This is a genomic window from [Mycobacterium] stephanolepidis, assembly GCF_002356335.1.
Classification (GTDB): Bacteria; Actinomycetota; Actinomycetes; order Mycobacteriales; family Mycobacteriaceae; genus Mycobacterium; species Mycobacterium stephanolepidis.
Window position 1 is genome coordinate 927,934 of sequence record NZ_AP018165.1, and the last position, 22,411, is coordinate 950,344.

Here is a 22,411-nt window from a genome sequence, read left to right on the forward strand (position 1 = left end):
GTACGCGCACGCTGCGGGTTAGTAGTAGTGGCGCCGGCCGCCAAGTGCGTGTCCTGTCCGTCCCGCGACCATCAAGACCACGCCGACGACCAGGAGGATGACCCCCAGGACGAGAAGTATGTGGGCGAAGGCGAAGGTAGGGACAAGGCTGGGGAGAAGGAGCCCCAGGGCGATAAGGATGATGCCTAGAACGATCATGATGTTTACCTAGTTTCTTTGCGGATGTTCGGCGAGATGAGACGGGATCAGACCTGGTTGTAACCGTGGTCGGTCGGGCCGCAGCTCAATGTTTGAACGCGTCTTTGACCTTCTCTCCTGCTTGTTTGACGTTGCCCTCGAACTGATCTACGCGCCCCTCGACGCGCAGGCGGCTATTGCCGGTGGTGCGGCCGAGGTACTTCTTGACGGAGCCTGCTGCCGCTTGGGCTTGTAGGTGATCTTCTTGCCGATGCTCATGTGGAGATTCCCCTCGTTTGGGTGATCGCGAGCCGCGATGACGGCGCACATGGGTTGCTGGCTGCGTCGTTTCGCAGGGATCATCATGTTTTTCAATCACTTTGGTGGCCGAAGGGTAGTCATGGCAGACCTCTGGCGTGCCTACGATCGCCGGAAGTGTTGGGTTGCGGAGCACAACGCTCCCGGAACTCCGCGGCGGACGGCGAAATTCTTCCCAGACCAGCTGAAGTACCCAGCTATCTGTGATGTTACGCCACCCTGGCCCTTCTACACATAGGTGGATCCTGCCGACGAAGTGTTCGAATGCTGCGGTGGGCGCGTTCCCACGTTTGCGTCCGGCTGACGTTTCAAGGCCGAATTTGTCGGTAGCGCTAGGTAAGTTGACGCTGTGGACGCAACGATTTACCACAATCCCAGGTGCACGAAGTCCCGTCAGGCGCTGACACGTCTCGAAGAAGCGGGCGCCACCGTGACCGTCGTGAAGTACCTCGACGACGCACTGACCAAGGCGCAGCTTAAAAAGCTGATCAAGGACGCGGATCTCACTGTGCGTGAGGCGGTGCGCACCGGCGAGGCCGAGTACAAGGAGCTCGGTCTTGCGGATGCCTCCGATGACGCGCTCCTTGACGCCATGGTTGCCCATCCGCGGCTAATCCAGCGGCCATTCGTGGTGACCGCCAAGGGCACCCGGATGGCGCGCCCTACCGAGGCGATCGACGAGATCTTGTAGACCGGATGTCCTGATTCCGAGCACATCTGGCACGCAACGACCGGTTCGATGAATTGGCTGTTGGCGCGATGGCCCATATGACTCCAGAATCTGCCAACGGCAGTCTCGCGGGTGCGCTGCGGGGCCTGGCCATCGGAAGGATCGTGTTGGGCGTCGTCTCCTTGGCTGCGCCCAATGTGCTCGCTAAGGCCAGCCGCGTCCGTGCGACACCCGAACTGGCCTATATGACAAGGATATTCGGCGTTCGCGCGGTTGCTCTCGGTCTCGGCTATCTGACCTCGCCCACCTCTGAGCGATTCCGATGGCAGAGGCTCGCGCTTATGGTCGACGTTACCGACACCGTGCACGGCGCCGCGCATCTGATCCGAGGTGACATTCCTCGCGTCAGTGCTGCCGCGTTGGTAGTGCTGACCGGCGGTTACATGAGTGTTGGTGCCACTCGTCTAGCCAAGGATCTGGCGCGGGTTTAGTAGCGCTTGGCACCCCGTCTGCCTACCAGCACGGCGGCTGCCACCCCGGCGGTGACGCCGATCGCGGTGTCCAGGCCTCGGTACAGGATCAGGGTGAACGGGTCTGTGGGGTCGGCCAATTCGGTCATCAGCATCACCAGTGGGGTGAAGAAGCCGACTGCCAGCGCGTAGTGGCGAGCCATAAACAGCTCGGTGGGGAACAAGAGTGCTATCACCAGTGCGCCTACCGCGACAGGCGGAAGGCCCAGCGTCATAAGCACTCCGGTGAGTACCAGGCCCGCGACAGTTCCCATGGTCCGGTGGGTGGCCCGCACCAGCACTCCCTGGATTTCTCGGTCTGACGGCCGTCCGACATCGATGGCGGACAGCGGTACGGCAGCCGCAGCCATCGCCCAGTTGGCGTGATCGAAGCCCAGCAGTAGCCCCGCCCCACCCGCCGCCGCGACGGCCAGCGCGTAGCGCAGCGCATGTATGCCGACATCGGGTGGGAGCCGACGATGCTTCACACGCCGTGTCGAGGTCTCGCCGGACGATCCGATGAGACCGATCAGGACCGACAGCAATGCCGTCGACAGGCACAGCCCAATGGCGCCCGGCGGGGCGATCAGACCCGCCGGAACGGTCGCCGTGGCGCCTATGGCGAAGAGGAAGAAGAAGGGGCCCGTCGGCTGCAGGCGTAACGCGTCGGCCATCACCGATCCGGCCGTCGCGAATGTCACCTCAACCGCGACCAGCATCCAGGTTCTGGCATGCAGCGACGAAAGCATCACGCCAAGAGCGACTCCCACGCAGAGGAGAGTCCCCGCCCGGACTTGGTGACGCACCCGGCGCCAGCCGGATTCGGCGCGGCCGTAGATTCCGGTAAAAGAGCCGAAGACGATGTACACCAGTAACTCGGGCCGCCCGATGGCCAGCAGCACCACTCCGGGCAGAGCCAAACCGGCGGCCACCCTCAATGCGTGCCGGTGATCGTGGCGATCCGGACGGGTGTGCTCCCAAGCTTTGGTGGTGATGATGGCAACCAGTGTGTGAGTGCGGCGTCGGGCCTGTCCAAGAGACATTGCCGCTGAGGCGATAGGCGGTACCGATCGCTGGTGGTAGAACGAGTTATGCAGTTCCGTCAGCTTGAATATTTCGTGGCGCTGGCGCGGGAACGACACTTCGCCCGCGCGGCGTCGGCATGCTACGTATCCCAGCCGGCACTGTCGGAGGCCATCCGGAAGCTCGAGCACGAGCTGGGCGTCCCGCTGGTACTGCGGGGGTCGAACTTTGAGGGCTTGACTCCGGAGGGAGAGCGCCTGGTCCTGTGGGCGCGAAGGATTCTCGCGGACCGTGACGCGCTGGAGCATGAGGTGACGGCCTTGCGCAGCGGACTCACCGGTGAGTTGCGGTTGGGTGTGGTGCCCGGGGCGGCCACCCGTGTGGCGCTGATGGCCGATGCGTTCTGTGCCGAACATCCGCTGGTGCGGGTGCGGATCGAGTCCAGCCTGCGGTCTGCGGAGATCCTGGACCGCATCCGCCGGTTCGAACTCGATGCGGGCGTGGTCTACGACGACGGGCTGCAGACCGAAGGGCTCGAGCTAACCCGGCTTTATGAGGAACGCTATGTGCTGGTGGCGGGCGAGGGGTTGTTGCGTGACGCCCCCGAGCCGATCGACTGGTCGGAGGCGCTAAGCCTGCCCATGTGCTTGTTGCACAAGGGGATGCGTGACCGTGATCGCATCGATGAGGCTGCTGCCGAGCATGGGCTCACAGTGTCGCCTCGCCTGGAGGCTGACTCCGTTGCGACACTGCTGGCCCTCGTCGGGACCGGTCGCTGGGCGGCCATCGTCGCACGGACCTGGTTCGCCACCGTACCTGCGCCGGCAGGTACTCGAGTCGTCGAGCTGCAGACACCGAGGCTCGGCTCGCCGGTCGCGCTGGTGCGTACCGCGGGCGAGCCCGCGTCGCTCTTGGCGCGCGCGCTGGCGCAGACGGCGGCACCGCTCGACCAGCTCTGATCGGCTCTGCCTATTGGGCGGTCGGAACTTGGTCTTGGACACCGCACCACTGCGCGCCGGACACTGAGGGTGCGTCGAAATGAACGCATCGGATAGCTGGAAAGCCTTCTGCATCAATAGAACTGGCGGCCATACGACCGCCGTGGAGGAGTGGTCATGGCGAAGATCTTGTGTGTGCTCTACCCCGACCCGGTGACGGGTTATCCGCCCGTATACGCCCGGGATTCGATCCCGGTCATCGGCGGCTATCCCGATGGGCAGACTCTGCCTACCCCGTCGGCCATCGATTTCACCCCGGGTGAACTGCTGGGATGTGTATCCGGGGAGCTCGGCCTGCGCCGCTACCTGGAGGCGCAGGGGCACGAGCTTGTGGTTACCTCCGACAAAGATGGGCCCGACTCGGTGTTCGAGAAGGAGCTGCCAGACGCCGATGTGGTTATCTCCCAGCCCTTCTGGCCCGCATATCTCAGTGCGGAGCGAATTGCCAGGGCGCCCAAGCTGAAGCTGGCGTTGACGGCGGGTATCGGTTCGGACCATGTTGACCTGGATGCGGCGATCAAGGCGGGCATCACTGTCGCGGAGGTGACGTACTGCAACAGCATCAGTGTGGCCGAGCATGCCGTCATGCAGATCCTGGCGCTGGTGCGCAACTACCTGCCGTCGCACCAGTGGGTGGTCGACGGCGGCTGGAACATCGCAGACAGCGTTGAGCGCGCCTACGACCTTGAGGGATTCGATGTCGGCATCATCGCGGCGGGGCGCATCGGGCAGGCAGTAATGCGTCGGCTCAAGCCATTTGACGTGCGGCTGCACTACTTTGACACTCGTCGGCTGCCTGCCGAGGTGGAACAGGAGCTAGGGCTCACCTATCACCCGGACGTGCACTCCCTGGTCGGCTCCGTCGACATCGTCGACATCCATGCTCCGCTGCACCCACAGACTTATCACCTGTTCGACGCGAACCTGATCAACTCCATGCGACGCGGCTCGTACATCGTGAACACCGCGCGTGCCGAGATCATGGTTCGCGATGCGGTGGTCGATGCGTTGCGGAGCGGACAGCTGGCGGGTTACGCCGGCGACGTCTGGTACCCGCAGCCGCCCGCCCCCGATCATCCGTGGCGCACCATGCCCCACGAGGCCATGACGCCGCATGTCTCCGGCACCACGCTGTCGGCGCAGGCCAGGTATGCGGCCGGTACCCGGGAAATCCTCGAAGACTTCTTTGAGCGGCGGCCCATCCGTGACGAATACCTGATCGTCGAGGGCGGCCAGCTGGCTGGAACCGGAGCCAAGTCCTACACAGCGGATGGGTCGGCCAGCCCCGGCGCGGGCACCTAGTCCACACATGGGCCGCTGTCGGGGACGGATTTCCTGACAGCGGCCCGCCTTCGCGCCCACGTCAACACCGGCTGGCATGGATCCGGCGGGATCTGGCACCGATTGGCAGTGTCAGGGCCGCGTCATCCTGGCAGCATCGCCTCCATGAGTCACAACGCATCACTGCGCAAAGCGGCAGCCGGGTTTTATGCGGGAATCGGCATCTTCGCCCTTGTGAAACCCGCCCTGGTGCCACAGATGTTCGGCGGCGACGCACCGACCAGTGAATCCCGCACCGAGGTTCGCGCCGTGTACGGAGGCATCCCCTTGGCCTTCGCGTTGGCCTTGGCGCAGGCCGGTGATGACGGCGCGCGATCAGCGGGTCTTCGTGCTGCTGTCCGTTACGCCAGTTATGGCATGGGGCTGACCCGATTGTTGTCGGGCGGGTTAGAACGGCGAGTGCGGCCATGGCCCACAGGGTTTTTCGCAGCGCTGGAAATCGCTGTGGGCGCGGCACTCACCGAGCGGTCCAATGCCTGATGCGGTAGGGGAGTTCGTGGCCCGGTTCACCGATTTCGGGACGGCGCCGTCGGCCGATTTACGAACCTAGTACCCGTGTAAACAAAAGAACTGACTCGCGAGTAAGCTCGCCGCCATGACCGCACCTGCTCAGCGTCGCGCCGTCATCGTCGCGGGCGCGCGCACTCCCTTTGTCCGTGCTTTCGGTGACTTCACCCGCATCGACACCATCGCATTGGCCGACGAAGCCGTGCGAGGTCTGCTCGATAACACCAAGATCTCCTCGAATGAGATTGAGGCCATCGTCTGGGGCGGGGTGATCCTGCCGGCGGGTGCGCCGAACATCGCTCGTGAGATCGCACTCGACCTCAAGCTCGGGCACGGCGTCGAGGGGCATACCGTCACCCGTGCGTGTGCCTCCGGCCTGCAGGCCATCACCACGGCGGCCGCGGCGATCGAGCGCGGTGAGTACGACGTCATTATTGCCGGCGGTTCCGACTCCACCTCCAATGCCGGAGTCAACTTGCCGCAGAAGCTCATTCACGCGGCCGCCCCTCTGGCGCTGGGTAAGCCAAAACCAAAGGACTACTTCGACGCGGCCCTGAGCCTGGCGCCGTTCACCGGACTGCTGCCGCGGCGACCCAAGATCGAAGAGCGGACCACCGGTGAGGTGATGGGGGAGTCTGCCGACAAGATGGCCAAGATCCACGGCATTACCCGCGAGGCGCAGGACGAGTTCGCGGTGCGCTCGCACCATCGCGCAGCTGCCGCCATCAAGTCGGGACGCTTCGACCGCGAGGTGGTGCCCGTCAACGGCGTGACCCGTGACGGCCTGGTCCGCGAGAACACCAGCGTCGAGAAACTCGCAATGCTCAAACCGGTCTTCAATCGCGACGGCACGGTGACCGCAGGTAACGCCAGCCCGCTGACCGACGGCGCTGCCGCGGTGCTGCTGATGAGCGAGGAGAAGGCGCGGGCGCTCGGTCTGCAACCGCTGGCCGCCATCCGGTCCTGGAGCTATGTCAGCGTCGACCCAGCCGACGAGGTGCTTATCGGGCCCGCCATCTCAATGCCGCGAGCCTTGGAGAAGGCAGGGATGACCCTTGCCGACATCGACTACGTCGACATTCACGAAGCCTTTGCCGCGCAGACTCTTTCAGTGCTGGAGGCCCTCGGTTCCAAGAAGTGGGCGGCCGATCGGCTCGGGCGCTCCGAGGCCGTGGGTACGCCCGATATCGACAAGGTGAATGTGCACGGCGGCTCGGTATCGATAGGCCACCCGTTCGGCGCCACCGGCGCCCGCATGGTCACCACCATGGCCAACGAGCTCGCGCTCAGTGGGAAGAGCACCGCGCTGTTGGGCATTTGCGCGGCCGGTGGTCACGGCGCCAGCGCCGTGCTTGAACGCGTGGAGTGATCCTCCGGAGACGGAAAATGCCCGCCTACAAGCGTTATCGCTCGTAGGCGGGCATTGCCCATTGCGTTCTAGCCTCCGTACCCGGGCTTCAGGATCGGGGCGATGGCGCCAATCGGGATGTGCGCTTCCACAGTGCCGCCGTCCATCGAGTACACCCGCTGACCCGGGGAGTAATCGATCGGATAGTCATGGGCAACTGGGTAATCCGGCATGTAGATGATCAGCTCGTCCGGTGTCAGCGCCCAGGCCTTGTACGCGCCGGAGTACACCTTGTCCGGAGTCCACCGGTCGGGCGTGAACGGATAGGTCTGCGGGGTGTGCCCCGGCGCCGCCCGGTCCAGTGCCTCGATGATGAAGGGCTCGGCGATCGGCGGGATGGCGTTCAGATCGCCACCCTTGAGAATGTCGGCGAGCACCAGGCGCTTACCGCCGTCGTAGTTGAACGTCCGGTAGGCGTTGTTCACCTGCGGGCCGTTGGCGTGGTAATCCTCGTGAAAAACGATGGACGTGGTGCTGCCGTGGTTGAAGATCTGGAAGTTCTCCTCGCCATAGCTGTCCTGAATCATGTCAGCGCCCTTGGCTTTCCAGTTGTTGTACAAGTTGCGCAGGTACTCACGGATGGCGGGGTTGCTGTCCACCAATTCGGGGATGGCGACCTTGATATCGCGATCTGCCTTACGCGGCGAGGTCACCACCGTGTGGCAGTAGAGCCCGTCGAAGTTGCCGCCGAGCTCGCCGCAGAAGGACTGCGCCGACGCTGACGCCAACGGCGCGCTGCTGATCGCCAGCGCGACGGCACACGCCCCGGCAACCCCTCGGACCAAGAGTTGAGAAATCCGCATGATGACCTTTCCTGGCCGACCTAGAGGTACGTCAGGTCGCTTGCGAGCCAGCGACCGTCGATCTTCACCATCGTGATCTTCATTCGATTCTTGTCGACACGTTGATCCCGCACATTAACGTTCTTGACGCTCTGATCGACCATCATCAGTATCACGACTTTGTCCGTGGACTTGGACTCGATCGCCGAGTTCACGACTTTGCCCTCTGCTCCCGACTTGTTGTCGATGAGCAGCTGCCGCAGTTGGATGCTTGCCTGGGTGAAATCGTCCTTGAACTTGCCGGTCGCTCCGTTGAGGATCTGCCGGAAGTTCTCGTCGATTTTGTCGGATTCGACGCTGGTCAAGACCTCTGTGTAGGCGACCGCGACTGCCTGTGCCTGCTCTCCGGCCGCGTCGATCTGGTGCTGTTTCCACACCTTCGCGCCCACCACACCCGAGAACACGAGAGCTCCGACCAGGATTGCCGCCAAGGCTCCGATCGCGGCGTAACGCACCCACGAGGACGTTCCGGAAGAATCCGCATCGTCATCGGCACCGGCTGCTTGCGCATCAGACTCGTCTGTCGCGTCGACGTCGTCCGGCTCGTCGGTGTCGGTCTGGTCGGTTTCCGCGGCAGTGTCCGCGGTGTCTTTCTCGTCGACCTTGTCCGCCTCGGCGTCGCTTGTTGAATCGACGTCATCTTTGGTCATGGTGACCACGGTAGTAGCTCCTTGAATCTGATTCGCAGGTCAGGTGTCAACTTGGCGGTTCGATCGGCAGTGTCGGTCCACCATAGGTGGTTGGTACCTGGAAGCGGCCCTTCGGTGTCGGATCGGCCTTCTTCCCCATATCGGCTCCCATGGGAGGTCCGGCGGTGTCGTCTCCAGCTGGGCGCGGCGCATTCTTGGCGCCGCGAATCAGGACCGCCGGATCCGTGTCGGCGCAGTAGTTGGCGTAGAGGAACGGCTCGGGATAATCGGCGGCCGACAGCGGCAGCCGCGGTGTCGGGTAGTCGCAGACGTAGCGCGGGTACAGATCTGCCGTGGCCCAGATTCCACCGTCGTGCATGATGCTCATCAGTGCGTCGAACACAGAGGCCCGGTAGTTGGGAAACAGTGCGTTAAGGGCAGGAACGCGCAGGTAGAGCAGCCGTGAGGCGGTCGCGAGGTTACCCAGCAGAGTCACCATGGTGTCCGAGTTGTCGGCGAACAGGTTGTCCACCGCGCCGAGGGTCTTCGGGGTTTGATCGACGAGGGTGCGGTAGCCGTTTTGCATCTTGTCCACGCCGCGCAGGGTGCGGCCCAGTTCGTTCGCGGTGGCCTTGATGCCCGAGTTCTTGTCGGCGGCCAAGGTGAGCACCACCCGGCTGGTCTTGAGCAGGCTGGTGGTCTCGGGCAGCACCGAATCCAGGGTGCTCAGCAAGAAGGTGCCACCGTCGATGATCTCGGTGAGCTTGCGTGGGCCTTCCTTGCTCAGGCTCAGTTCCTTCTTGATGAGCTCGAGCTTTTTGGGATCCACCTGCGCCAGCAGACCGTCGGCATCGGCCAACAGCTTGGCCAACGTCACCGGCACCTGCGCACCCTCGGAGATCACGGCGCCGTCCTTGAGGAACGGACCCTGATCCGATACGCCCTCGAAGTTGATGTATTGCTCGCCGGCGGGTGACAGGCCGGTGACGCGCACCTTCGCGGAAACGGGGATCTTGTACTTCGACTGGATCTCGGCGACCGCGTCGACACCCTGCGGCGTGATCGCCAACGACTGCACCGTGCCCACCTTGACGCCGCGCAGCGCGACATCCTGATTCGGCAGTAGACCGCCCGATTCCGGAAGCTGCACCTTGACGCGGTACGTGCCCGAGAACGGGCTGACGCGCAAGGCGCCCACCGTGAGGTAGGCGATCGCGACCAACAGCACGGTGGCCAGCGCGATGCCCGAGAGCAGCATCCGCTTGCGATGCCCGGCCCGAATCGTGCCGACCAGGCCATTGGCGAGGGCGTTGATCACTGGCCCATCACCTCCGGTCCGGGGGCGGGGCCAGTGGCGGGAACGGGCGCCGTTGCGGAGGGGGGAACGACGCCAGGAGCAGGCGCCGACGCGGGTTCGGCTTGTCCCGGCGGCACCGGAGCACCCGGGTTGGGTGTCGCCGGCGGGGCGGCTCCTGGCGGCGGGCCGGGCACGCGCTCGATCACGCCGGGTTCGGTCGGACTCGGCCGCATCGGAACATCCTCGCCGTCCACACCCTTGCCCACGACGCGTTCCTGGAGGCGCCACAGCGTGTACTTGAAGGAGCCGACCAGCTGAGCCCAGTTGTAGCGCTTGGGTCCGTGCGAACCGATATCGCCCTTGAACCCGGCATCGGGGATCGATCCCAGGACCAACTTGTCGATACTGACGCGCACCGAAATCGCATTGCTGGGGGTGGATTTGATGAGCGTGGTGATCTGCCGGTTGAGGCCGTTGATATCAATTGTCGGGTCCTGCGCGATGTCGTTCCACGACTTGGCGATCGTGTTCGCATCCTTGATGATGCTGTGTCCGCTGGTATCGGTGCCTGCGATCGATGGGAACTTCTGCAGCTGCTTGGTGGTGGCACCGATCTGAAGAACCAGCTGCGAGAGCTGCGCGGTGTTGGCGGCGAGAGCCTCGGTGGCTGGATCGGCCTCTTTCACGATGTCGGTGAGAGTTTGGTTCTTGGTGTCGAGCTGGTCGGCCAACTGCGAGGTCTGGGTGAGAGCATCAGAGATCTGCGCGGATCGCGTATTCAACGTTCCCAGCAGGCGATTGGAGTCCTTGATCAGATCGCCGAATGCCTGGCCCTGATCGCCGGTCGCCTTACCGAAACCATTGATGACGTTGGTCAGGTTGCGTACGGCGCCCCCGTTGGAGACGAGCGCCGCCGAGCTGAGCACGGATTCCACCGTCGCGGCGGCCATCGTCGAATCGAGGCCGATGGTGTCGCCCTCCTTGAGGACGGGCGAGTCCGAGGTGGCGCCGGCCGGGGGACGAATCGAGACGAAGACGTCGCCGAGCGGTGTCGCGGAACGCAGCTCGGCGGTGCTGCCCTTGGGGAGTCGGACTCCATGGATGATGCGCAAGGTGGTGATCGCGGTGTAGTTACTCACCCGCATGTCGTCGACCTGGCCGACATCCGCGCCGGCCAGCTTCACCTTGGCGCTATTCGGCAGGTTCAGGATGTTCGAGAAGAGTGCCGTCAGGTGGTAGCCGCCCGATCCGACGCCGGGGGCGGGCAATGGGAGATCTCCCAGACCGTTGGTTCCACAACCGGACAGAACGGTGGCGGCCAGGATCGTCGCCGTGCTCATCGCTGCCGGCCGCTTGCGTGTAGCCATCACTTTTGCCCCATCGCCGCGAGCCCGTCGAGCACGTAGGACAGGCCGAAATCGGGCCCATAGTCCTGCAATGTTCCTGTGCTGCAGCCCAGTTGGCGCAGGCCCATCATGTTGCAGATCTCCTTGGCGGTCTGACTCTCGAACAGCAGCTTGTCCGTGAGGAACCGTGCACGCAGCGCCCCGTTGTCCTGGTCGATGATGTTGTACAGGTTCTCCACGGCCAGCGGCGCAAGGTCGAGGGTCTCGGCGAGCTCACGTTGGTTGTCCGAGAACGTCTTCAGTGCCGTATTGCCGTTGAGGACCGCCGCCTTGATGTGGTCGCGGTTGACTTCCAGGAGGTCACCGGCCTGCTTCACCAGATCATTGAGCTTGCGCCCGGTGTTGCCGGTGCCGAGCGCCTCGTCTTCGATGATGTTGCTCAGTTGGTGAATGGTGGAAGAGAATTCGCGCAACTTCCCATCGTTGGATGCTGCGGCGTCGAACAGTGAGCTGACGTTCTTGATGATGGTTGTCATCTGCTCGCGGGTAGTCACGCCGCCCTCCGAGCTGAGTCGCAACGCTTTCGACAACTCGTCAAGGCCTGACTTGATCTTGTCGCCGTTACCGTCGGCGACCCCGGCGGCCGCATTGATGATGTCGCCCACCGGTCCCTGGCCGTTGCCGTCGCCCTTGAGCGATACCGACAATCTGTCGAGCATGCCCAGCACGCGGTCGAATTCCACCGGCGTCTTCGTCTTGTCCAGTCCGATGGTGTCGCCGTCCTTGAGCGTCGGCCCACCGCGGTACGGAGGAGACAGCTCGACCTGGCGATCGGTGAGGATCGAGGTGGACAGGGTGACGGCCTGCACGTCGACGGGCACCTTGACGTCCTTGTCGACAGTGAACTCCACGTCGACATACCCGGATCGGGGGGTGATCTTTGTGATCTTGCCAACCGGCATACCCAGTACCGCAACAACATTCGACTCGTACAGTCCGGAGGCGTTGTCGAACTGAGCGGTCAGCGTGATGTGATCCAACTGCGACTTCACGTAGTACGCGCCTGCGCCGACGACCGCCGCGACCACTAACGCGACCGCTGCGATGACGGCGATGGCCTTACCCTTGCCGCTACTCATTTGCAGTCCTTGAAGTACTGGATCATGCCGAATTGCTTTGCGCGACCGCTGATTGCGCACATCCAGGAGTCGACGGCCAGGCCGTTGGGGGCGTTGAACTCGATGGCGTTGCCGGTACCGGTGGCGTTGGTCACGCCGCGCAGCGCGACGGGAGCAACCTGCAGAATGTTGCGCAGCAGGTCGTCATGCTGGCCGAGCATGTCGGTGAGCTGATGCAGTGTCTTGAGCATGTCGTCGAGCTGCGGCCGGTTCCTGATGACGATCTTGCTGAGCTGCTCGACCAGGTCGGTCAGTGACTGCATCATCGCGTGGAATGTGCCACGGCGCACTACGAATTCGCCGATCAGGCTCTGCCCCTGGTTGATCAAGGTCCCGACACCCTGCTGCTGACGGTGCAGCGTGTTGGTGACCTTCTCGGTGCTCTTGAGCAGCGTGCCCAGTTGGTCGCGTCGTTCGGCGATGATTCCCGACAGCGTCTGGATGTTCTGCATGGCCTGGGGAACCACCTCGGGCAGCCCGTCGAGCTGTTTACCCAGAATGCTCAACGACTGGGCCACCTTGTCGAAATCGACCTGGTCGAAGGTGTTCGTCACGTCCTTCAGGGTCGCCTGTAAGTCGTAGGGGACTTCCGTGTGGGCAAGGTCGATTGTCTTGTTGGGCAACGACCCCGGTCCTTCCGGGCGCAGGTCCAGATACCGGGAACCGAGGATGGTGGTCACCCGTATCGCAGCCTTGGTGTCCTTACCCAGCTTCACGTCGTCGCTGACCGAGAGCTTGGCCTCGACATGATCGCCGACCAGCTTCATGCCGGTGACCGTTCCCAGCGGGATGCCCGCCACGGTGATGGGCTGACCGGTCCGCAGCGATGCGGCCTGCGCGAACTCGGCGGTGTAGGTGGTGTACCCGAAACCGATTGCCTTGACGAGCAGCATCCCGCCCACGAGTGCGCCGATCACGGCGATCGCGATGAACCCGAGCCATGTCTTGTTATAGGTCTCGACCGGCCGGTTCTTGATCTTCTGCCATCTCGTGTGCTCAGCCATTGGCCAGGTTCCTGCATCGCGGGGTGTGCTGGGTGACGTTGCCCGGTGTCGCCGCGTTGACGATGATCGGGACCACGTCGTTGAGGCCCGGGAAGAAGCCGGTGATGTTCAAGTCGCAGATGTAGGCGTTGCCGTAGGCGCCGTCGCCGGTGATGCGCGCCAAGCCCTTGAGTAGCAGCGGCAGGTTGCCGCCGAGGAAGGCCAGCTTCGGCTCGATCTGCACCATGTGCTTGGCGAAACCTGGTTGGCGCGTGATGAGTTCATCGAGTGACGGGTAGACCTCATCGGTGATCTTTGACACCCGTCGCAGGGTCTGCGCCAGCGAGCCCACCGAGTTGACCAGCTCCGGACGGCGGGAGTCGAAGTCCGCGAATACCTTCCGGGTATTGGTGATGGCCTTGTCGAGACTGTCGTTCTGTTGTGCCAAGTTTCCCGTCACTGTGCTCAGGCTGGTGATCACATTGCCCAGCACCTGGTCGCGTCCTGCGAAGGTCTTTGTCAGCGTTGAGGTTTGGTCGACCAGCGAGGTGATCGAGGCCTGATCGCCCTGCAGGGACTGGATGACACCCTTGGTGAGGTTGTCGGCCTGCTCCGGTGAGAGCGTGCTGAACAGCGGCTCGTATCCGTTGAGCAGCGTGGTTACATCGAAGGAGGGATCGGTGCGCTCCAGCGGAATCGTGGACCCCGCGGCCAACACGTTGGTGTCACCGGTCTTGCCGAGCGACAGGCCCAGGTACCGCTGACCGACGATGTTCTGATAGGTCACCGAGGCAAGGGTGTTGCCGTACAGCTTCTGGTCGTTCTGGACGACGAAGTCGACCTTGGCCTGGTTGTTGTTGACCAGCTCGATCTTCTCCACGCGTCCCACGCGCACACCGGCCATGCGGACGTCATCACCGTCTCGCAACCCGTACACATCGGTGAAGACCGCTGAGTACGCCGTGGTCCCGCCCGCCACATCACGGCGCAACGTGGCATACACCAGCCACGTCAACACCATCGCGACCGCCATGAAGACGACCAGCGCGATCAACGGACCACGGAACTTCATTGGGATCCTTCCTTCGCGAGCGAGACCGTGGTGCCCCGCACGACCGGGCCGAGCAGCAGCTGCGTGGAGGAGCTAGCAGGCTTATCGGTGATGACACTGAGCTGAGCGCGTTCCACCGCGCTACCTACCGGGCCCACCGTCCCGCCGAACGACGCCGGTGCGATCGGTGCGCCGCCACCGTCCCGTGCGCCGGGAGCCACCGGTGCTGCCGGAAGTGGGGGAGGAGGTGGTGGCGGTGGTTCCAGATTGTCGGGATCCGCGGTCCCGGGGACGCGTGGCACCGGTACCGCCTGCCATGGCGGCAGGGGCGGATTCGGGTCCGTCAGGTTCGGACCGCCGGGCGGCACCACGTACGGCGGCCCGACCGCGATCAGATTTCCGTTGGGGCCCACCACGGTTCCGCGCGGCGGCTGCAAGTCCGGGGGCACCTTGTAGTTCTGGGGCAGCAGTTCTTCCGGCAGGTCTGGACGCACCACGAGCTCGGGCGCGGTGAAGCAGCTGGGCCCCTTGAGCTCGCCATAGCGTGGGCAGTCCGCACGTGTGTAGCTGTATCCGGGGGTCAACGAGAGGTTCACCCGCATGTTGCCGGTATCCACATCGGACAGCCAAGGATTCTCAAACCATTTCTGGTTCATCTGGTTGATCTTCTGGAAGATCATCTGAAATTTGCCCGCGTTGTTCGAGAACGTGCCGAGGACGGGCGTGAGCTCCGTGGTGATGCCGATCAGCTGATCGGTGTGATTCTCGAAGGCCTGCCGGGTGGTGCCCACCGTCGTGAGGCCGCCGTTGATCAGGCTGGTCAGCTGGTCGCGTTTCTCGACAAAGGTCTGCATCGGTTTGACGGCCTGGTGCAGCGAGTCGAGCAGTTCGGGTGCGGTCTGCTTGAGCCCCTCGGTCGCGTCGAGCAGAGCCTTGACCGTGGACGGTCCGGTGTCGGTCACCACGATGTCGTTGAGCTGAGCGATGAGGCGGTTCAGCTGCGCACCGCCGGTGAGTAGCTTGACGCGGCGATTGTCGGTCGCGGCTCCCAACGCGGCCAGGATGCCGGTGGAGTGATCATCGCGACCGCGACCGGTCGCGGTGAGGACGTCGCGCAGCTTGCTCACTGTTGTCTGGAACAGAACAGTCGGCAGCTGGGTGTCCTCGGCGATGTGTGCGCCCGCACGAATCGGAGCACCCTGCCCCCGATCCACCAGCTGCACCGACGAGACCGCGAAGACGTTGCTGGGGACGACGCGGGCGGTGGCGGTGCCGGGGATGGACTTGGCGTACTGCGGCTTGAGATTGATGTGTACGAAGTTGGGCTGGCCGTTGGCGGCGGGCGTGACGCCATCGACCTCGCCGACCAGAACACCGTGGTACTTCACGTCGGATTTCTGGGGCAGACCGTCACCGACGTTGTTGAGGTCGGCAATCACGCGAACGAAGTCGTTGAGACGTCCCGTGGACTTCAGCATCATGACGCCGGTGACCAGTGCGGCCACCACGATCATCGCGACGCCGGTACCCAGCAGAAGCTTCTCGGATGGTCCACGGCCGTCCGTCTCAAAGGAATTCGCCGCCATCTAGCCGCCCAACCTCGCACCGGCGTCGACACTCCACAGCGCCATGGTGAGCAGCATGTTGACGATGATCACGAGGGTGATGGCAGCGCGCATGGCGTGCCCCGCAGCTACGCCCACGCCTTCGGGGCCGCCACTGGCGTAGAAGCCGTAGTAGCACTGGATGGTCGAGGCGAGCCACACGAAGATGATCGCCTTGATGACCGAGTAGAAGATGTCGATGCCACTCACACCGATGCCGAAGTAGTGCAGGTACGAACCGATGGATCCACCACTCATGATCCCCACCATGATCTGGCAGGACAGGTAGCTGACGGCAAGGCACGCGACGTACAGCGGGATGGTGACGACGGTGGCCGCCATCAGCCGGGTGGTCACCAGGTAGGGGATGGGCCGGATCGCGATGGAGTCCATGGCATCGATCTCTTCGGAGATGCGCATGGCGCCGAGCTGCGCGGTGAAGCGGCAGCCGGCCTGGGTGGCGAAGGCGATCGCGGCCATGATCGGGGCGAGTTCGCGGGTGTTCACCAAGGAGGAGATGATGCCGGTGGCCGGGCCCAGGCCCAGGAGATCCAGGAAGTTGTAGCCCTCGATGGCCACCAGTCCTCCGGCGATGATGCCGAGGACGATCATGACGCCGGCGGTACCGCCACCGACTACGAGAGACCCGTTGCCCCACGCGATATCGGACAGGTGCCGCAGGAATTCTTTCCTGTAGTGGCGGAACACGATGGGTACGCCGGCGATCGCCCGGAAGAAGAACGCGACCATGTGGCCGAGCCGGGTGATCGGCTTCTGTGCCTTGTTGTAGATCCCGACGAAGGGCCGTGCAATCGGGGGTACATATGTTGATGCGGTCATGTCACAGCCCCGTCCGCGGGAACATCATGATGTACAGCTGGCTGATGGCGAGGTTGACCGTCATCAGCAGCAGGATCGATTCCACGACGGCCGCATTCACCGAGTTGGCGACACCGATCGGGCCGCCCTTGGTCGACAGACCCTTCTGACAGGCCACCACCGCCACGATGGCGCCGTAGATGACGGCCTTGATGAGGGCCAGGATCATGTCGCCGGGGGTCGCGAAGGCGGAGAAGGTTGTGACGAAGCTGCCCGGGGCGCCGTTCTGCCAATAGACATTGAATAGGTAGGCGCCGAGGAATCCGACGAAGCAGACGACTCCGGTGAGCGCGATACCGATCATGATGGCGGCGGCGAAGCGGGGGACGACGAGTCGCCGGATCACCGAGACACCCATGACCTCCATGGCGTCGGTCTCCTCGCGCATGGTGCGCGAACCGAGGTCCGCGGTGATGGCCGAGCCCACGGCGGCGGACATCAGGAGAGCGGCCACGAGCGAGGCGGCCTGCCGGATGATGGCGATGCCACTGGCCGCACCGGCCAGTGACGTCGCTCCGACCTGGCCGGCGAGCAGCGCGAACTGGATAGAGAGTGTGACACCGATGGGCAGGGTGACCAGGATGACGGGTACGACGGCGGTACCGGCCTGGAAGGCTCCCTGCCTGACGAACTCCTGCCACTGGAATTGGCCGGTGAACAGGTCGATGAAGAACCACTGGATGGTGCGGACACCGAGCATGAACTGCTCGCCGACGGTCTTGAGTGATTCAAGAGGGTGGCGCTTGACGTATCCGGTGGTCCAATCCTGGATCGCCGCGACGCCATCAGTGGTGGCGCGGCGCTCGTCTTGTGTGGTCATCGCAGGTGGCCCGCGCAGAGGCAGCTCAGAGTGGTTGCGGCTACGGCAATCAATACAGCTCCCTGTGTGACCTGGAACACAAATCCCAGCAATCTACGAGTACGTCTCGGACATCATGGGCTATTCGGTTCCTGGATACATGCGAAACGCGAAAATGGATTCAGGCGTGAACGTAAATTGACGGTCGTCTACTGGGGTTGTAGTACCCCGATGGCCGCGAGGTTTGCGTGTTTGCCTCAGCCGCCGGGTTGCTCGCCGTAAACGCTTGTTGACGTCTCTAGCAAACTTTCGTCAGCCACTTTGCGTGAGTATGGCCCCTCCTTGTGCGACGCGCAGCGACCGGGGCCGGTCTGGGCACGCAGTGTTACCAAACAAATCGCAGGTAGACACGATTTTCAAATAACGACTATGAGGTGGGTCACACGTTTACAGTGCTGCTAACGTTTCAGGTTTCCTCAAAGGAGAGGGTTGCGGTTTTGTCTAAGCGGCATCGAAAGTCATCCAAAAAGGTCGTCGTCCAACGCACCGTGACCGCGGCCGGTGCCGTCGCCGCGACTGCCAGCTTGGCTTTTGTCGGGCCCACCGCCCAGGCGGCCGCGGCGGCGCCGGACTACAAGGGCGCGGTCACCGACTCTAAGAGCGTGTCTTGTGTGGTTTGTGGGGTGGTTGGGGCATGATGTGCTGGTGTGAAAGAGCTTTCGTTGAGGTTGGTTCCGGACGAGTTGTGGGCGTTGGTGGAGCCGTTGTTGCCGGTGCAGCGGGTGCGTCCCCAGGGCGGCGGGACGGCGTATGCCGATGAGCGTGCGGTATTCACCGCGGTGGTGTTTGTGCTGGTCAGTGGGTGTGCCTGGCGGCATTTGCCACCATGTTTCGCAGTGACGGTCCCTACCGCGCATCGCCGGTTCGCCGAGTGGACCGCCGTCGGGGTATGGCGGCGTCTACAAGAAGCGGTACTCGATCGGCTCGGTGCCGATGGGGCATTGGATTGGTCACGGGCCGTGGTGGATTCGGCGTACGTGCGGGCTAAAAAAGGGGCGCCATGACCGGGCCGAGCCCGGTAGACCGGGGCAAAGCGGGTACCAAGATTCACGTGCTCACCGACGCGACCGGTCTGCCGTTGCAGACCGCGGTCACCGCCGCCAACACCTGGGACGGGCATGCGGTCCCGCCGCTGGTACGGGCACTGCCCGCCATCAAATCCCCGCGCGGGCCACGCAGGCGGCGACCGGCAAAACTGCACGCAGACAAGGCATACGACGCGAACCAGCTGCGGCAATGGCTCACCAATCGACACATCACACCCCGGATCGCCCGCCGCGGAACCGAATCCGGCGACCGGCTCGGCACCAAACGCTGGAAAGTCGAACGCACCATGTCCTGGCTCTTCACCTACCGCCGCCTGGGCACCCGCTGGGAACGCCACGACCATCTCTACGCCGCATTCCTCACACTCGCCGCCACCCTGGTCTGCTTCAGAAAACTATCCACATGAGACACGCTCTAAGGACGCGCTCAATAACTACTTATCCGGGACTAATGCAATCGGATCGGCCGCCGGAGGCGTCTGGAATCCCCTCGCCCAGGGATCCGGTGGGCTGCTCCCGACATTCGGGACGAGCCTTACCCACTCGAATCTGACCAGCATCGGCGACCTCCCCGATGTGCTGCGGAACCTCGCAAGCACTCCGCTCCCCACGGCCGTTCCGGGAGTCATCCCGTCGATCAAGATTCCCGGGCAGGGTTTCGTCGACCTGCCGCTGCCGACGACCATCCCGGGCGCCAACCTGCTCAATGGTCTGGCCAACGCGCTGGACGGTGTATTCAACAACCCCATCATCGGGCCCATTGTCGACAAGCTCCCGCCCCTGAGCGACATCGTCGACGGACTGATCGCCGAACAGGACAAGTTCACGGCGGGATACAACTGGCCGCTGCTTCAGGCCAGCGGCCTGACGACCATCACCAACACCTTTGTGCAGACGCCGAGCGGACTCAATATCAAGATCCCGGCCTCGCTGGACCCGCTGGGCATCCTGCCCGATTCGGTCCGAATCCTGCCCGATGGCACCTTGCCGAACGTGACGGCCTGGGTTCCGATGGGCGCGGGAAGCTACACATTCCCGCTGGGGATGGAGACCGGATGGTGGGCCACCGCGCCCACCTTGGTGGTCGACGGCGGCGCAGTGAACGTTCCGCAGACCGTGCTGTCGATTCCGATGTGGGCCAATGGCATCAAGGCGCCGCTGGGACTGGGGCAGGCCGGTCAGTTCAACGCACACGTCCTGATCCCGACGCAGAACGGTATCTACTCGCCGATCGGCACGACGCTGTCCAACTTCTCCGTTCCGATGCTCGGTCTGGGTATGACGAATCTCAATGTGACGACCGGAAACTATGTCGGCACCAACGGATTCAATATCAACAACGGGCAGAACGTGATGGTGTTGCAGACGCCGTTCTCCGGGGCGCTGCCGATACCGATCGTCTACTCCCTGGGTGGCTTCAACATGGGGACCGAGGGCATGGGCTTCACGCTGCCATCGCTGTTCGGCGTTGGGCTCATGCCGACATTCCAGATCGGCACGGCGCCCGGGGCCAATACGCCTCTGGGAATCATCCCGCCCAACCTGATCCCCACGGGTGGCATCGTGCCCACCCAGCTCATCACCGTCTCCGGCTTGATCAGTACCGCACTCGGAATCCCGGACCCGACAGTCGAACTCGCCAAGGCGCTGACTCCGCTGTACAAGGGTTTGGTCACGCCCGTCATGACACCGATCTCAGACCTGCTCACTGCGCAGTATGGGAACCTGTTCAACGGCGCGGCGTCGAACACCTTGCAGGCCTCTAAGTTCTACAAGGACGTGATGACTCAGCTCGCCGGCGTGATCGGTGCCGCTCCAGCGCCGCTCTCGTCCCCGGCGCCCAACGCCTTGGCGGCCACGGCTACGCCTGAACCGGCGGCCAAGCACGTTGAGGCTTCGGCACCGGTGAAGGAACTGGGCGCTGCGGCGGCACCTGAGGCCAAGCAGCTCGAGGCTCCGAAACTGGACCTCACCTCGAACCTCCTGACCGCCAAGGACAAGGTTGTTGAGAAGGTCGCGCCGGCACCGCTTTCCGCATCCGTGACCAGCGCTTCGGAATCGAGTGCGACGCCGGTCGGCGAAGCGGTAGCTCAACCCGCTGCCGTCGCCGCTCCCGCACCGGATGTCTCGAAGGAGACGCCCAAGGTCGAGACCACGGACGACTCGAAAGATAAGGAGAAGCCCGCCAAGCCGGTCGTGAAGGAGAAGCTGCAGGACAAGGTTGATAAGGCGAACAGTGCGCTGAAGGACTCGGCGACCGGGGCCATCAAGCAGACGAGGGGCGCCATCACTTCTGCAGTGACCAACACCGTCGAATCTGCGACGTCAACCCAGTCTGAATCCAAAGCTACTGAGGCAAACAAGGATTCAAGCACGTCGTCCGCGACCAAGAGCGACTCCGACAGCGGCAAGCATCACGAGGATTCTTCGGGTGCGTCCAACAAGGTGAAGGTCAAGGTGGCCTCGCCCGGCGAGTCGGGTGGGAAGCACCGCGCACCTGATGCGTCATCCGGTGGTGGTTCGAACACGGGGGGTGGTTCGGAAGGTTCGGGCGCCCATGGCGGGTCGGCTTCGAATGGCGGAAAGCACTCGACGGGCGACTAGAGGCGTACGGTTCTCAGCACGGTGTCGGCGATCCGAGAGCGGAACGCTTCGGGTGAGAATCCGCACGCTTGCGACCGGATGGCGCCGGCGTCGTAGTCGGCGGGGTTGAAGTCCCGCATCAGCTCGGCGAGCTGCGCTACGACGGCGTCATCCGGTCCGGCCTGGACGTGTTCACCGGTAGTGCCGGGTTCCACTGTGTCCAGGGCGCCTCCCGCGCCCAGCGCCAGGACCGGTGTCCCGCACGCCATTGCCTCGACGGGGACGATCCCGAAGTCCTCCACGCCGGGCATCAGCAGGGCGCGGCATCGCCGGTACATGTCGAGGAGAACCTCGTCGGATGCGGCGCCCAGGAAGGTGGTCTCGGGCCCGGCGATAGCTTCCAAGTGATCGCGGAACCGTCCCTCGCCCAGCACTACCAGACGACAATTGGCCCGTTGGGCGGCCCGGATGGCCAGGTCCGCACGCTTGTACGGAACCAGCCTGCCCGCGCACAAGTAAAAGTCCTCGCGAGCTATCGACGGATCGGGGGAGAACCTGTCGATGCGTACGGGTGGGCTGATCACTGTCGACGGCAGTCCCCACCAATCGCGAATCCGTTCGGCTACGGCATGTGAGTTGGCGATGACATGCGACAGGCGAGGTGCTGCCCGTAGTTCTCCCCGGCGCGCGAGGTTCCCCAATGCTGATAGGGCGATTCGTCCTGCCCGGCTTGCCATCTCGTGATCACGGAAGGTGCGATCCCACGCCCAGCGGGCCGGGCTGTGCACGTATGCGACGACGGGCGCCTCGGTGGCGAATGCCGCTTGGGTGGCGAACGAGTGATGACTGATCAGCACCGCGTCCAGGTCATCGTCGAGCGGAAGTCTCTTCAGGGCGCTGGGAACCAGCGGAAGCAGTGGTGCATGCGACCTGCGCCCGGTAAGGCCGTAGGCATTGTCCAGCCAGGTCCCCGAAATCTGCTCGTGCGGTGCGCCGTCCAGCCTGCCGGCGGCCTCCAATACCTGCCGGCGGCACTGAGGTTCGGTGATGGGCGCGAACACCTTGGCCTGTGGCCAGGCCTTCATGAATTCGGCGACCACCAATTCCGAGCCACCGAACTCGGTGAAGCGTTCATGGACGATCGCGATACGCGATGAGTTCAT

Annotated in this window: 19 protein-coding genes and 3 pseudogenes; 8 read left to right on the forward strand and 14 right to left on the reverse strand. The window is 63.7% G+C overall.

Features of this window, described 5'->3' with window-relative positions:
- Positions 1-18 precede the first annotated feature (18 nt).
- Together MSTE_RS04645 and MSTE_RS25815 are read right to left on the reverse strand one after the other, a co-directional pair.
- A complete protein-coding gene (locus tag MSTE_RS04645; RefSeq protein ID WP_064407918.1) occupies positions 19-198 on the reverse strand; it encodes a DUF6131 family protein in 180 nt (59 codons plus the stop codon).
- Positions 199-283: 85 nt separating this feature from the next.
- The gene (locus tag MSTE_RS25815) at positions 284-631 is read right to left on the reverse strand and encodes a CsbD family protein (RefSeq protein WP_231896994.1); all 348 of its coding nucleotides are present in this window, start codon (positions 629-631) and stop codon (positions 284-286) included.
- A 213-nt stretch (positions 632-844) separates the two neighbouring features.
- Between MSTE_RS25815 and arsC the strand changes: the two genes are divergently transcribed.
- A complete protein-coding gene (arsC, locus tag MSTE_RS04655; protein ID WP_064407919.1) occupies positions 845-1,186 on the forward strand; it encodes an arsenate reductase (glutaredoxin) in 342 nt (113 codons plus the stop codon).
- 278 nt (positions 1,187-1,464) lie between these two features.
- Here the strand turns inward: arsC and MSTE_RS04660 are convergent.
- A pseudogene (locus MSTE_RS04660) lies at positions 1,465-2,606 on the reverse strand (FUSC family protein); the annotation flags it as partial.
- 159 nt (positions 2,607-2,765) lie between these two features.
- Here MSTE_RS04660 and MSTE_RS04665 point away from each other — a divergent pair.
- From MSTE_RS04665 to MSTE_RS04680, 4 genes are all read left to right on the forward strand, one after another.
- Entirely contained in the window at positions 2,766-3,656 is an 891-nt protein-coding gene (locus MSTE_RS04665; RefSeq protein WP_096499365.1) for a LysR family transcriptional regulator, read from the forward strand.
- A 156-nt stretch (positions 3,657-3,812) separates the two neighbouring features.
- Complete coding sequence (locus MSTE_RS04670) at positions 3,813-4,997, forward strand: NAD-dependent formate dehydrogenase (RefSeq protein WP_096505435.1); 1,185 nt, start codon at positions 3,813-3,815, stop codon at positions 4,995-4,997.
- 144 nt (positions 4,998-5,141) lie between these two features.
- Positions 5,142-5,516 carry a DUF4345 family protein gene (locus MSTE_RS04675; RefSeq protein WP_096499367.1) on the forward strand — a complete coding sequence of 125 codons (375 nt, stop codon included), beginning with the start codon at positions 5,142-5,144 and terminating at the stop codon, positions 5,514-5,516.
- A gap of 115 nt (positions 5,517-5,631) precedes the next feature.
- Positions 5,632-6,912: an acetyl-CoA C-acyltransferase gene (locus tag MSTE_RS04680; protein ID WP_096499369.1), complete on the forward strand. Its 1,281-nt coding sequence runs from the start codon at positions 5,632-5,634 to the stop codon at positions 6,910-6,912.
- Between the two features lie 68 nt (positions 6,913-6,980).
- Here MSTE_RS04680 and MSTE_RS04685 read toward each other — a convergent pair whose 3' ends face one another.
- The 10 genes from MSTE_RS04685 to MSTE_RS04730 are packed head-to-tail and all read right to left on the reverse strand — an operon-like array spanning position 6,981 to position 17,580.
- On the reverse strand, positions 6,981-7,754 hold the full coding sequence (locus tag MSTE_RS04685; RefSeq protein WP_057966544.1) for a mannan-binding protein: 774 nt from the start codon (positions 7,752-7,754) through the stop codon (positions 6,981-6,983).
- A gap of 20 nt (positions 7,755-7,774) precedes the next feature.
- Entirely contained in the window at positions 7,775-8,443 is a 669-nt protein-coding gene (locus tag MSTE_RS04690; protein ID WP_408645859.1) for a DUF3329 domain-containing protein, read from the reverse strand.
- 46 nt (positions 8,444-8,489) lie between these two features.
- A complete protein-coding gene (locus tag MSTE_RS04695; RefSeq protein ID WP_096499373.1) occupies positions 8,490-9,740 on the reverse strand; it encodes an MlaD family protein in 1,251 nt (416 codons plus the stop codon).
- A complete protein-coding gene (locus tag MSTE_RS04700) occupies positions 9,737-11,086 on the reverse strand; it encodes an MlaD family protein (protein WP_096499375.1) in 1,350 nt (449 codons plus the stop codon). Before MSTE_RS04700 ends, MSTE_RS04695 begins: the two co-directional genes overlap by 4 nt.
- Positions 11,086-12,204: an MCE family protein gene (locus MSTE_RS04705; protein WP_096499377.1), complete on the reverse strand. Its 1,119-nt coding sequence runs from the start codon at positions 12,202-12,204 to the stop codon at positions 11,086-11,088. The genes MSTE_RS04700 and MSTE_RS04705 overlap by 1 nt, the downstream gene beginning before the upstream one ends.
- Complete coding sequence (locus tag MSTE_RS04710; RefSeq protein WP_096499379.1) at positions 12,201-13,247, reverse strand: MCE family protein; 1,047 nt, start codon at positions 13,245-13,247, stop codon at positions 12,201-12,203. Before MSTE_RS04710 ends, MSTE_RS04705 begins: the two co-directional genes overlap by 4 nt.
- Positions 13,240-14,298: an MlaD family protein gene (locus tag MSTE_RS04715; protein WP_096499381.1), complete on the reverse strand. Its 1,059-nt coding sequence runs from the start codon at positions 14,296-14,298 to the stop codon at positions 13,240-13,242. Before MSTE_RS04715 ends, MSTE_RS04710 begins: the two co-directional genes overlap by 8 nt.
- Positions 14,295-15,863, reverse strand: coding sequence for an MlaD family protein (locus MSTE_RS04720; RefSeq protein ID WP_162291367.1), 1,569 nt, complete (start codon positions 15,861-15,863; stop codon positions 14,295-14,297). The genes MSTE_RS04715 and MSTE_RS04720 overlap by 4 nt, the downstream gene beginning before the upstream one ends.
- On the reverse strand, positions 15,864-16,721 hold the full coding sequence (locus MSTE_RS04725) for an MlaE family ABC transporter permease (RefSeq protein WP_070951524.1): 858 nt from the start codon (positions 16,719-16,721) through the stop codon (positions 15,864-15,866).
- A 1-nt stretch (position 16,722) separates the two neighbouring features.
- Positions 16,723-17,580 (reverse strand): MlaE family ABC transporter permease, encoded by an 858-nt coding sequence (locus MSTE_RS04730; RefSeq protein WP_046252679.1) that lies wholly within the window; start codon positions 17,578-17,580, stop codon positions 16,723-16,725.
- A 431-nt stretch (positions 17,581-18,011) separates the two neighbouring features.
- Here MSTE_RS04730 and MSTE_RS25820 point away from each other — a divergent pair.
- The 3 genes and pseudogenes from MSTE_RS25820 to MSTE_RS04740 all read left to right on the forward strand — a co-directional run.
- Positions 18,012-18,221: pseudogene (locus tag MSTE_RS25820) on the forward strand (hypothetical protein); the annotation flags it as partial.
- 45 nt (positions 18,222-18,266) lie between these two features.
- A protein-coding gene (locus MSTE_RS04735; protein WP_231896907.1) for an IS5 family transposase occupies positions 18,267-19,072 on the forward strand; the annotation gives its coding sequence in 2 pieces (ribosomal slippage) (positions 18,267-18,611 and positions 18,614-19,072; 804 coding nt in all).
- Between the two features lies 1 nt (position 19,073).
- Positions 19,074-21,269: pseudogene (locus tag MSTE_RS04740) on the forward strand (hypothetical protein); the annotation flags it as partial.
- On the opposite strand, the gene MSTE_RS04745 reads toward MSTE_RS04740, so the two are convergent.
- The gene (locus MSTE_RS04745; protein ID WP_096499383.1) at positions 21,266-22,411 is read right to left on the reverse strand and encodes a glycosyltransferase; all 1,146 of its coding nucleotides are present in this window, start codon (positions 22,409-22,411) and stop codon (positions 21,266-21,268) included. The pseudogene MSTE_RS04740 and the gene MSTE_RS04745 sit on opposite strands and share 4 nt — an antisense overlap.

Coding starts and splice junctions, on each gene's coding strand:
- MSTE_RS04690 (WP_408645859.1), bottom strand. CDS start 8,443: ATGACCAAAGATGACGTCGATTCAACAAGCGACGCCGAGGCGGACAAG.
- MSTE_RS04730 (WP_046252679.1), bottom strand. CDS start 17,580: ATGACCACACAAGACGAGCGCCGCGCCACCACTGATGGCGTCGCGGCG.
- MSTE_RS04725 (WP_070951524.1), bottom strand. CDS start 16,721: ATGACCGCATCAACATATGTACCCCCGATTGCACGGCCCTTCGTCGGG.
- MSTE_RS04670 (WP_096505435.1), top strand. CDS start 3,813: ATGGCGAAGATCTTGTGTGTGCTCTACCCCGACCCGGTGACGGGTTAT.
- MSTE_RS04680 (WP_096499369.1), top strand. CDS start 5,632: ATGACCGCACCTGCTCAGCGTCGCGCCGTCATCGTCGCGGGCGCGCGC.
- MSTE_RS04645 (WP_064407918.1), bottom strand. CDS start 198: ATGATCGTTCTAGGCATCATCCTTATCGCCCTGGGGCTCCTTCTCCCC.
- MSTE_RS04685 (WP_057966544.1), bottom strand. CDS start 7,754: ATGCGGATTTCTCAACTCTTGGTCCGAGGGGTTGCCGGGGCGTGTGCC.
- MSTE_RS04665 (WP_096499365.1), top strand. CDS start 2,766: ATGCAGTTCCGTCAGCTTGAATATTTCGTGGCGCTGGCGCGGGAACGA.
- MSTE_RS04705 (WP_096499377.1), bottom strand. CDS start 12,204: ATGAGTAGCGGCAAGGGTAAGGCCATCGCCGTCATCGCAGCGGTCGCG.
- MSTE_RS04675 (WP_096499367.1), top strand. CDS start 5,142: ATGAGTCACAACGCATCACTGCGCAAAGCGGCAGCCGGGTTTTATGCG.
- MSTE_RS04710 (WP_096499379.1), bottom strand. CDS start 13,247: ATGGCTGAGCACACGAGATGGCAGAAGATCAAGAACCGGCCGGTCGAG.
- MSTE_RS04720 (WP_162291367.1), bottom strand. CDS start 15,863: ATGGCGGCGAATTCCTTTGAGACGGACGGCCGTGGACCATCCGAGAAG.
- MSTE_RS04700 (WP_096499375.1), bottom strand. CDS start 11,086: ATGGCTACACGCAAGCGGCCGGCAGCGATGAGCACGGCGACGATCCTG.
- MSTE_RS04745 (WP_096499383.1), bottom strand. CDS start 22,411: ATGAACTCATCGCGTATCGCGATCGTCCATGAACGCTTCACCGAGTTC.
- MSTE_RS04715 (WP_096499381.1), bottom strand. CDS start 14,298: ATGAAGTTCCGTGGTCCGTTGATCGCGCTGGTCGTCTTCATGGCGGTC.